The sequence below is a fragment of the Streptomyces sp. SID11385 genome (genome assembly GCF_010548245.1).
Taxonomy (GTDB): domain Bacteria; phylum Actinomycetota; class Actinomycetes; order Streptomycetales; family Streptomycetaceae; genus Streptomyces.
Genome location: NZ_JAAGLR010000164.1, coordinates 1 through 1,074 on the forward strand (window position 1 = coordinate 1; position 1,074 = coordinate 1,074).

Here is a 1,074-nt window from a genome sequence, read left to right on the forward strand (position 1 = left end):
CCCCGCCGGGCGCGGGCTCCTCCCGCACCGCCTCCGCCTCGGCGCGTACCGCCTCGGCTTCGGCCCGTTCCGCTTCCTGCGCCTCCTGCGCCGCCACCGCCCACGGTGCGATCGCGCCGCCCGGGAGGGTCGCGGGGGCCGTGCCCGACCACTGCGAGGTGAGCGAGGAGCCCTGGAACTCGCCGGACTCCTCCGGGAGCGCGCCCTCGGCGACGGGGATCTGCCACTGCCCGGTCGCGCCCGAGGCGCTCGGCTCGCTCGGCTGCGCGTCCCGCGCGGCCTCGGCGGCCGGCTCGGGCGTGAAGGCGGCGAACTGGACCGTGGTCTCCATCGGGCTGGGCCCGTACGCCGGTTCGCCCGGTGCCTCGGGGCCGGGCTCCGGCTGCTGACGCGGGAAGTCCCACTGCCCGGTCGCGCCCGGGTCCGTACCGGCGGGCGGGATGCGCGGCGGTACGTAGCCGTGGCCCGGGGCCGCGAGGGGGGCGGCGTCGAGGAGTCCTTCGGGCAGGCTCACGAAGGCGGTCGCGTCGGCGTCGTAGTCCGTGTGCGGAACGGGTTCCCAGCCGCCGTACGGCCCCGGGCCCTCGCCGTAGGGGTCCTGCTGCGGTGGTGTGGGCCGGTCCTGTTCCTCGCTCATGCGAGCGCCCTCCCCAGTGCGCGACGGGCCAGCGCGGCGACGGTGCGGCGCAGGTGCGATACGGCGGGCGTGAGCGGGGGCACGACGCCGTCCTCGCCCGCCGGTTGTTCGGGTACGCAGGCGGCGGCGACGTACTCGCCGAACGCGGCGAGCGCCTCCGGCGCGAGGCTGCGGTCGCCGTCCCAGTCCACGAGCGCGGAGACCCACGCCTCGGCTTCCAGGGGCCGCAGCGGCATCGGCGCGATCGCGCCGACCGCGCAGCGCACCGCGCGCCGGGCCGGGTCGAGCACGAGGGCGAGCGAGGCGACCGCGCGCCCCGGGCCCGTGCGTCCGGTCGCCTTGAGGAAGACCTGCGGGGCGTGCAGGAGCGGTACCCGTACGTGGGAGATGAGTTCGCCGCCGCGCAGCGGGTCCATACCCGTCAGCAGGTGCGAGAC

2 pseudogenes are annotated in these 1,074 nt (G+C 77.7%); both read right to left on the reverse strand.

Annotated features, from left to right (window positions below):
- A pseudogene (locus tag G3I42_RS05260) lies at positions 1-637 on the reverse strand (hypothetical protein); the annotation flags it as partial.
- Positions 634-1,074 (reverse strand): annotated as a pseudogene (locus tag G3I42_RS05265) (dehydrogenase); the annotation flags it as partial. The pseudogenes G3I42_RS05260 and G3I42_RS05265, both read right to left, overlap by 4 nt.